Annotated in this window: 8 protein-coding genes; 5 read left to right on the forward strand and 3 right to left on the reverse strand. The window is 64.9% G+C overall.

Features of this window, described 5'->3' with window-relative positions; genetic code table 11:
- The 3 genes from secG to tpiA all read right to left on the reverse strand — a co-directional run.
- On the reverse strand, nt 1-371 hold a 371-nt coding region (secG, locus tag ACH196_RS37130), incomplete at its 3' end, for a preprotein translocase subunit SecG (protein WP_396651831.1).
- Between the two features lie 593 nt (nt 372-964).
- Entirely contained in the window at nt 965-2,503 is a 1,539-nt protein-coding gene (locus ACH196_RS37135; RefSeq protein WP_396651832.1) for a winged helix-turn-helix domain-containing protein, read from the reverse strand.
- 177 nt (nt 2,504-2,680) lie between these two features.
- A complete protein-coding gene (gene tpiA, locus ACH196_RS37140) occupies nt 2,681-3,445 on the reverse strand; it encodes a triose-phosphate isomerase (protein WP_396651833.1) in 765 nt (254 codons plus the stop codon).
- A gap of 139 nt (nt 3,446-3,584) precedes the next feature.
- Between tpiA and ACH196_RS37145 the strand changes: the two genes are divergently transcribed.
- Genes ACH196_RS37145 through glp form a run of 5 tightly spaced genes read left to right on the forward strand, consistent with a single transcriptional unit; the run spans nt 3,585 to nt 9,015 of the window.
- Nucleotides 3,585-5,474 carry a SurA N-terminal domain-containing protein gene (locus tag ACH196_RS37145; protein ID WP_396651834.1) on the forward strand — a complete coding sequence of 630 codons (1,890 nt, stop codon included), beginning with the start codon at nt 3,585-3,587 and terminating at the stop codon, nt 5,472-5,474.
- A gap of 5 nt (nt 5,475-5,479) precedes the next feature.
- On the forward strand, nt 5,480-6,490 hold the full coding sequence (gene trpD / locus ACH196_RS37150) for an anthranilate phosphoribosyltransferase (RefSeq protein ID WP_396651835.1): 1,011 nt from the start codon (nt 5,480-5,482) through the stop codon (nt 6,488-6,490).
- 4 nt (nt 6,491-6,494) lie between these two features.
- Nucleotides 6,495-7,313, forward strand: coding sequence for an indole-3-glycerol phosphate synthase TrpC (gene trpC / locus ACH196_RS37155; protein WP_396651836.1), 819 nt, complete (start codon nt 6,495-6,497; stop codon nt 7,311-7,313).
- The gene (gene moaC, locus ACH196_RS37160) at nt 7,314-7,808 is read left to right on the forward strand and encodes a cyclic pyranopterin monophosphate synthase MoaC (RefSeq protein WP_396651837.1); all 495 of its coding nucleotides are present in this window, start codon (nt 7,314-7,316) and stop codon (nt 7,806-7,808) included.
- Nucleotide 7,809: 1 nt separating this feature from the next.
- Nucleotides 7,810-9,015, forward strand: a complete 1,206-nt coding sequence (gene glp, locus ACH196_RS37165) for a gephyrin-like molybdotransferase Glp (RefSeq protein ID WP_396651838.1) — start codon at nt 7,810-7,812, stop codon at nt 9,013-9,015.
- The last annotated feature ends 215 nt before the right edge of the window (nt 9,016-9,230 follow it).

Consider the following 9,230-nt stretch of genomic DNA (forward strand, 5'->3'; position numbering starts at 1 on the left):
GATGCCGGCGGGTTGGCGGGCGGCGGTGTCGCATCAGCCGGGGCGGCGGGAGCCGGGGCCGACGGGACGTCGGAACCGCCGAGCTGGTCGAGCACGCCACCGCCCTCGCCCTGCGTGGCCGGCACGCGGTCGAGAATGTCGATCGGACGGTCGCCGTAGCGGGCGATCAGCGACAGAACCAGGGAGGTAGCAAAGAAGGCCGCGGCGAGGATCGCGGTGGCGCGCGTCAGGGCATTGGCAGCACCCCGCGCCGTCATGAAGCCGGAACCGCCGCCGATGCCCAGTCCACCGCCTTCCGACCGTTGCAGCAGCACCACGCCGACAAGCGCGAGCACGATCATCAGATGGATGACGATGACGACAGTTTCCATAACTTCCCCGGCAGAATCCAGAATGCAGACAGGGATGCCCTGCCGAAACGTGGCGGCTCAATACATGGCTTTCGTGGCATTTCCAAGCCCGCCGGGAATATGGGGCTCAAAGCCGTGATTGCAACCGGTCGGGCGGTGAACTGAGGTTTTTCAGCAGGCGGGAGGGACGGCAAGCTTGTCCTCATTGTGTAGGATCAGTTGCCGGTCGCAAGATCGGACATGCACTCGCGACGGCGGCTAGATGCGTCGCCCCTGCGGGTTGTGGGGTCACGAGATTCGGGTCGCATTCGAGTTCGGGAGCCGATTCCACTCCCCGCAAACGATGCCGGGAAAAGATTTCGGCAAGTCTTCGAAGCCAGGCAAACGGCCGAACGAGACCGGCAACCGTCGGGGTGCTGCACGTGTCGCGGTCCGCCTCGCTATAAATCTTGCCCTGGTCGAGAGAAAGGATCGTCAAGGTCGTCAACATTCCGGACTCCTCGGATTGCGCGCCAATCGGCATTTCGGAGGAGTACTTTCGAGGAGCCGGCGCGTTTATGTCCCTTGGCGAGGGCCGAAAAATTCCAAAAAGTTCCAAACGGTCTTGGCGCGCGTCAGTCTTCGGGAAGACCGGCGATGCGAAGCCCTTCGAGGATGGCGGCCAAGCGCGTCGGATCCTTCGCGGGCTGCCCGGCCTGGATGCGGGCCACCGTGACGCCCGGAGATATCCTTCGCAACTCGTCCAGAAAACGCCGGGACTCCTCCATGCGTCCGAGATGCGCATTGGCGGAGATCAGCATCCAGTAGGTCGCATCGAAGTTCGGATTGACGGCAATCGCCTGGGCAGCCGAGGTCAATGCTTCCTCGTAGTTGCCGAGGATCATCTGTGCGTGCGCCGTCCCGCACAGCGAGATATGCGCGAAGGGATCGCGGGGCGATAGCCGCCTTGCGCGATGAAACAGGGCGAGCGCGTCCGCCACGCTGCCGCAATGCAGATTGGCGACTCCCGCCGCCGTGACGACCTGCATGTTGTTCGGATTGGCTTCCAGCGCCGCCGTGAGCACGGCCATGCCCCAGTCGTATTTCCGGGCGACCTGGATCAGCGCCATGGCGCAATGCGCCATGACCGTAGGGTCGCCTGCCGCCCTCACCAATCCGCGCCGCGCAAATCCGTAACATCTTTCGCGGTCGTCGGGACCAAGAGAAGGCCAGCCCATAGTGATGCGGTGCTCCAACACCCAGGCGGCATGCGCAAGCAGCAGGGCATTGTCCGGATCGAGCGTCAGGCCTCGGGCAAGCAGTGCGTCCGCTTCGGCGTTCGCCTCCTCCGATTCCGCGAGGATTTTGGGCACGACGGACAGATAGGTATCGTAGACCGCGACGCTGCCAGGCCGTTCCCGCCGGGAGCGCTCGATCTCGGCGGCCTGGATATGCGGCTCAACCAGGGTCGCCACGCTCTCGGTTATGCGATCCTGAAAGTCGAAGACGTCGTCAAGCGATCCATCGAAGGTCGACGCCCAGAGATGCGTGCCGCTCGCGCAATCGATAAGCTGCGTCGTGATCCTCAGGCGATTTCCCGAACGCCTGATACCGCCTTCCAGCACGTAGCGGACGCCGAGTTCTTTCGCCACCTGCCGCACGTCGAGCACACGGCCTTTGTAAGTGAAGGCGGAGTTGCAGGCGACAACCGAAAAGCGGCGGAAACGGCTGAGCGCGGTGATGATCTCTTCGACGACGCCGTCAGCGAAATACTCCTGCTCGGAATCGGTTCCGATGACGGCAAACGGCAGAATGGCGAGCGTAGGTTTGGAAGGAAGGTCGTCTTGCGCCTCCGCCAGACTCCCATTCGGGCGAGGCAGGCGATAGCCCAGCCGCGGAACCGTGGTGATCCATTCCCGCCCATCCGGAGCAGGACCGAGCGCCTTCCGCAGCGCCGCGATCTGCACGGTGAGATTGCCTTCCTCGACGATCGTTCCTGGCCAGCCGCGCTCCAGCAGGCCGGCCTTGGGGACCGTCTCGCCTTCGGCCTCAAGCAAGGCTTCGAGGATCGCCAGGGCGCGTCCGCTGACAGCAACGGATTTACCGTCCCGCTGCAGCAGTCCGCGGCCGGTGTCGAGAACAAACGGGCCGAAGGAATGTCGACGCTCTGCCATATGGCCAGTATATCCGGTGGTTCGGCCATCGGAAATCCGGGTGTCGCCGGGTCAGCATGCAGAAGGCCCCCGGAGAGAAGCCCGTTGAAGGAGAGCCAGCGAACGGCAGGACGTGGCCGGTGTTGGCGACCGGCAGCCTGCGGAAGCGATGAAAAAAAGCGCCGAGTAGCGGATGCGCTAGAAACTCAGATACGCTTCGGCGATGCCGAGGAAGTCGCGCGCCTTGAGGCTGGCCCCGCCGACCAGCGCGCCGTTGACGTTGTCGATCGACAGCAATTCCTTGGCGTTCGACGGCTTCACCGATCCACCATAGAGGATGCGTGTGCGCTTCGCCTCCTCGCCAATCCGGGCGGCAAGCTCGGCGCGGATATGGGCATGCGCCTCCGCGACATCGGCAACGGTCGGTGTCAGGCCCGTGCCGATCGCCCAGACCGGTTCGTAGGCGATGATGGTGTTGGCGTGGGTCGCGACTGACGACACGGACCCGGCGATCTGGCGGGACAGGACCGACATGGTCGCGCCCGATTCGCGCTCGGCGCGCGTCTCGCCGATGCAGACGATTGCCGTGAGGCCGGCACGCCATGCGGCTTCGGCCTTGGCGTGGACGATCGCGTCGGTCTCGCCATGGTCGGTGCGGCGCTCCGAGTGGCCGACGATGACATGGGATGCGCCGGCATCCTTCAGCATCTCGGCGGAGATGTCGCCGGTATGCGCGCCGCTCGCCAGGGCGTGGCAGTCCTGTCCGCCGACCTTGACCGGCGTATTGCCGAGGACTTCGACTGCCCGGGTGATCAATGTCGCCGGCACGCAGATCAGGGCGTCGGTCTCGGCGTCGATGCCGGACAGGAACTCGCGGCCGATCGAGCGCAACTCGGCAAGCGACGCGCCGACGCCGTTCATTTTCCAGTTACCGGCGACCAGCGGATGAATCGGCGACGACATTCTCAACTCCCAACGACCATGGACCGGACCCTCCGTAGCAAAATCAGGTCACAAAGCAATCGACACTTGCCCGCAAGGGCGTTATTGCCGATCCTTCACGGACTTCGCCCATCCCGATGGGCCTTCAACGGACTGTTCCATGCTCGAAGCTCTACGATCCGCGGCCGGCACATGGGTTGCCAAGCTCCTGCTCTTGCTGCTGGTGGTGAGTTTTGCGATCTGGGGAATCTCCGGGCAGGTGAACACCGGCCTGGGCAGCCATCCGCTGATCACCGCCGGCGGAACCTCGGTCTCCGCGACCGAATACCGCCTCGCCTACGACCGCCAGATCAACGTGCTGTCGCAGCGCCTCGGCCAGCGGCTGACCCGCGAGCAGGCGACGGCGTTCGGCGTCGACAATATGGTGCTGGCGCAGCTCGTCTCGGGCGCCGTGCTGGACGAGCAGGCCCGCAAGCTGGGCCTTGGCCTTTCGAAGGATCGCATCGCCTCGCTCACCGCCGAGGATCCGGCCTTCCACGGCCAGGACGGCAAGTTCAACCGCCAGCAGTTCGATTACGTGCTCAGCCAGATCGGCATGCGCCCGGAGGATTACTTCGAAAACCGCGCCCAGGTGGCGATCCGCCAGCAGATCGTCGAAGCCGTCGCCGACGGCATCAAGGCCCCCGACACTTTCCTGCGCGCCGTCTCGCTTTACAATGGCGAGGACCGCACGGCGGAATATCTCGCTTTGCCGCGTTCGCTGGTCGAGCCGGTAGAGGCGCCGGAGGACGCGGTACTCTCGGCCTGGTTCGATGAGCGCAAGAAGCAGTATTCGGCGCCCGAATACCGCAAGATCGCCTATGTCAAGCTGGAGCCGGCCGACATCGCCGACGAGGGCGCCATCACCGACGAGCAGGTCCGCGCCGACTACGACAAGAACAAGGCCCGCTACACGACGGCGGAGACGCGCACGATCGAGCAACTGGTCTTGCCGTCCAAGGATGCCGCCAACGCCGCGGTAGCCTCGCTTAAGAGCGGCACGACCTTCGAGAAAATCGTCGAGGGGCAAGGCAAGACGCTCGCCGACGTGCAGATCGGCACGCTCGCCAAGGACAGGATGCCCGACAAGGCAGTGGCCGAGGCCGCCTTCGCGCTTGGGGATAACGAGGTCAGCGGCGTGGTCGACGGCACGTTCGGGCCGGTGCTGGTGCGCGTCACCGCAATCAACCCCGAAGTGGTAAAATACTTCGAGGAAGTCGCCCCCGAAATCCGCAAGGATCTTGCGCTGGGCGAAGCCCACCGCGTCCTGCTCGACGTCCATGATTCCTATGAAGACGCACGCGCCGGCGGCGATACGCTTGCCGAAGCCGCCGACAAGCTGAAACTCAAGGTCACGACGGTAGAGGCGGTCGACCAGTCGGGCAGAAAGCAGGACGAGACGATCATCAACGACCTGCCGGCGTCGGCCGAATTGCTGCGCGCCGCCTTCGACACCGAGGTCGGCGTTGAAAACCCGGCAGTCAATATCGGCTCGGACGGCTATGTGTTCTTCGAGGTCCAGGGCATCACGCCGGCGCGCGACCGCCCGCTCGACGAGGTCAAGGCGAAGGTCACCGCCGACTGGATCGCGGCGGAAACCGAAAAGCGCCTTGCCGACAAGGTCACGGAGTTGGAGAAGCGGCTGAAGGACGGGGCCACACTCGACGTGATCGCCGGCGAACTGAAGCTGGAAAAGCAGACCAAGCGCGGCCTCAAGCGCGGGGCGGACGATGCGGATTTCGGCCGTGACGGCGTCAGCGCGGTTTTCGCGGTGGCCGAGGGCGGTTCGGGTGCCTTTGCCGCGCCGGCAGGCGACGCCCGCATCCTGTTCAAGGCGACGGAAGTGTTCGAGCCTGCTGCCTCCGGCGCCGACGCGATCGCCGAGGATGCCCGCAGGAACTTCGCCTCCGGTCTTTCGGACGATCTGCTCGACCAATTGGTGGCACGGCTGCAGGGCGAATACGAAGTGCGCGTCGACCAAGCAGCGATCGCCCAGGCGCTGGCCTTCTAGCTCAGATGAGCACGCTGAAGCCCCATATCGCCAAGGTCGCCGGCGGCTCCGTCCTCTCCTTCGAGGAAGCAAAGGACGCGTTCGACATCATCATGTCGGGCGAAGCGACGCCGGGGCAGATCGGCGCCTTCCTGATGGCGTTGCGCGTGCGCGGCGAGCAGGTTTCCGAAATTTCCGGCGCTGTCGCGACCATGCGCGAGAAGATGCTGACCGTCGAAGCGCCGGACGGCGCGATCGACATTGTCGGCACCGGCGGCGACAACTCGCACAGCGTCAACATCTCGACGGCCTCCGCCTTCGTGATTGCCGGCGGCGGCGTGCCGGTCGCCAAGCACGGCAATCGCGGGCTCTCTTCGCAGACCGGCGCAGCTGATGTGCTGACCGCGCTCGGTGTGAAGATCGACCTTGCGCCGGAAGCCATCGCAACCTGTATCCGCGAGGCCGGCGTCGGTTTCATGTTCGCGCCGTCACACCATCCGGCGATGCGCCATGTCGGGCCGGTGCGCGCCGAACTTGGCACGCGCACGATCTTCAACCTGCTCGGCCCGCTGTCCAATCCGGCGGGGGTGCGCCGCCAGATGGTCGGCGTGTTTTCGCCGGAATGGATCGCACCGGTCGCGGAAACGCTGAAACAGCTCGGCGCCGAGCGCGCCTGGGTGGCGCATGGCGACGGGCTGGACGAGATCACCACGACCGGCGAGACCAGCGTAGCGGAACTCGTCGACGGTACGGTCCGGAGTTTTGTGCTCAAGCCGGAGGATTTCGGGCTCGTCCGCCGCAAGCGCGAGGAGTTGCGCGGCGGCGATGCGGCGTTCAACGCTTCCGCCCTGCGGGCGACGCTGGAAGGCAAGCCAGGCGCCTATCGCGACACGGTGCTGATGAACGCCGGCGCGGGATTTGTGTTGTCTGGTAAGGCGACGGATCTGGCCGATGGCATAAGGCTTGCTACGGCGGCAATCGACGGCGGGCGCGCCGCGGTCGTGCTCGAACGCCTGGTTGCGGTATCGAACGGATAGAGCCGTGGTCGACATTCTGAAGAAGATCGAGAAATACAAGCGCGAGGAAATCGCGGCTGCCAAGATCAGTGTGCCGCTCGCGGAAGTAAAAGCCCGGGCGCGCGATGCCGCGCCGGTGCGTGGATTCGTCGAAGCCTTGCGCGCCAAGCGGCGGCGCGGCAGCTACGGGCTGATTGCCGAGATCAAGAAGGCGAGCCCGTCGCGCGGGTTGATCCGCGCCGATTTCGACCCGCCGGCGCTAGCGCGCGCCTATGAGGCTGGCGGGGCGGCATGCCTGTCGGTGTTGACGGACGCGCCTTCCTTCCAGGGAGCGCCGGAATATCTGGCGCAGGCGCGCGAGGCGACCGCCCTGCCCGTCCTGCGCAAGGATTTCATGTTTGATCCCTATCAGGTCCATGAAGCACGAGCCTGGGGCGCCGACGCGGTGCTCATCGTGCTCGCAGCCGTCGATGACGACGAGGCGCGGGCGATCGAGGACGCTTCGCTCGATCTCGGCATGGATGTTCTGATCGAAGTGCACAATGAGGCGGAGATGGAGCGGGCGCTGGCGATGGCCTCGCCGCTGATCGGCATCAACAACCGCGACCTGCACAGTTTCAACGTCGACCTCGCCGTTTCGGAAAGGCTCGCCAATCTGGTGCCGAGCGACCGGCTGCTGGTCGGCGAAAGCGGCATTTTTTCACATGACGACTGCCGCCGGCTGGCAAATGCCGGCATCGAGACGTTCCTGGTCGGCGAGAGCCTGATGCGCCGCCAGGACGTAACGCAGGCGACCCGCGCGCTGCTTTATGGCGAAGCCGCCGTATCCGTCGGGCTCGGCTGAATGGCGTCTCAAAAGCCGGCAGTGCTGACCCATCTCGGCCCCGACGGCCAGGCGAACATGGTCGATGTCGGCGAAAAGGACGAGACGGTGCGGACGGCCGTCGCCGAAGGTTTTGTCGCCATGCAGCCGGAGACGTTGGCGATGATCGTTGCCGGTAATGCCAAGAAAGGCGATGTGATCGGCACAGCCCGGATCGCGGGCATTCTTGCAGCAAAACGCACGCATGAACTGATCCCGCTCTGCCACCCGCTGCTCTTGACCAAGGTTAGCGTTGATATCGCCGAGGACACCGCCCTGCCCGGCCTGCGCGTGACCGCGCTCGCCAGGGTGACCGGCAAGACGGGTGTCGAGATGGAGGCGCTGACGGCTGCCTCGGTCGCTTGCCTGACGATCTACGATATGGCGAAGGCGGTGGATCGCGGCATGGTCATCTCCGGAATTCGGCTGGTCGAGAAGACCGGTGGCAAGTCCGGCGATTTTCGGGCGGCGGAGTGACATGGCACTGCTGCCCGTCGCCGATGCGTTGCGGCTGCTGCTCGACGGCGCAATGCCGCTGGCATCCGAGCGAGTAGCGCTGCATGAGGCTGCCGGCCGGGTACTGGCTGGCCCGTTGATGGCGCTGAGGACGCAGCCGCCTTTCGACGCTTCCGCCATGGACGGCTATGCCGTTCGTGTCGCGGATGTCGCGAAAGTGCCGGTGCGGCTTGACGTCATCGGCGTATCGGCGGCAGGACGCGGGTATCGTGGCGAGCTGGCGCAAGGACAGGCGGTGCGCATCCTCACTGGCGCGCCGATGCCGGAAGGCGCCGACACAATCGTCATCCAGGAGAACACGCGACCGCTGGGCTCGAATGCCATCGAGGTTTTCGAGACGGTGGCGGCGGGCCGGCATATCAGGCGGCGCGGACTGGATTTTTCGGAAGGCGAAAAGCTGCTGGATCAAAGCCGCGTGCTGGGTGCCGCGGCACTTTCGCTTGCCGCGTCTGCCAACCATGCGGTTCTCGACGTGGTCGTCCGGCCGTTGGTGGCCATCATCGCCACTGGCGACGAATTGCTGCCCCCGGGCAGCGAACTCGGACCGGACCAGATCATTTCGTCGAACGCCTACGGTGTCGCCGCGATTGCTGCTGCGGCCGGCGCGCGGGTGCTTGACCTCGGCATTGTCGGCGACGATCGCGACGCCACAGCGGCGCGGCTGGCGGAAGCGACACAGGCCGGCGCCGACGTCGTCGTCACGTTGGGCGGCGCGTCGGTCGGCGACCACGACCTCGTCCACGAGGTGCTCGGCTGGCAAGGCGTCAAGCTCGATTTCTGGAAGATCGCTATGCGGCCCGGCAAACCGCTGATGTTCGGGCGGCGAGGCAAAACACGATTCATCGGCATGCCGGGCAATCCGGTGGCCAGCCTCGTATGCTCCCACCTTTTTCTGAAGCCGCTTGTCGCGCAGCTCGGCGCGCACAAGGGGGAGCACGATATACGCCCCGCTGTGCTGGGCGCGGCAATGCCGGCCAATGACCTTCGGCAAGATTATGTTCGGGCGAAAATCGACATCGTGAACGGACAGCTTACCGCGACGCCGTTCGGCATCCAGGATTCCTCGATGCTGCGGATTCTTGCCGATTCAGGGGGTCTCATCATCCGCGAGCCATTCGCGCCGGCTGCCGAAACAGGTGCCTCCTGCATGGTACTGATGCTGCGATAGCAATCGACCGATCGAGTAGCCACGAGGTCGCGCCTCGATATTTCATCCGTGGTTTTCTTCCGACAACGAAAAGGCCATTCCAACAGCAAAAAACCCGGCGGTTGCCCGCCGGGTTTTCTTTTAAACCTGTGAAGGTCGATCAGAACGTGCGCTGGAAGCGCAGGTTGAAGCCCCAGGAGTCGTCGACCTCGTCGCCGTCGGCGTCGACGATCTGG

This window comes from Mesorhizobium sp. IMUNJ 23232, from assembly GCF_044326205.1.
GTDB lineage: Bacteria > Pseudomonadota > Alphaproteobacteria > Rhizobiales > Rhizobiaceae > Kumtagia.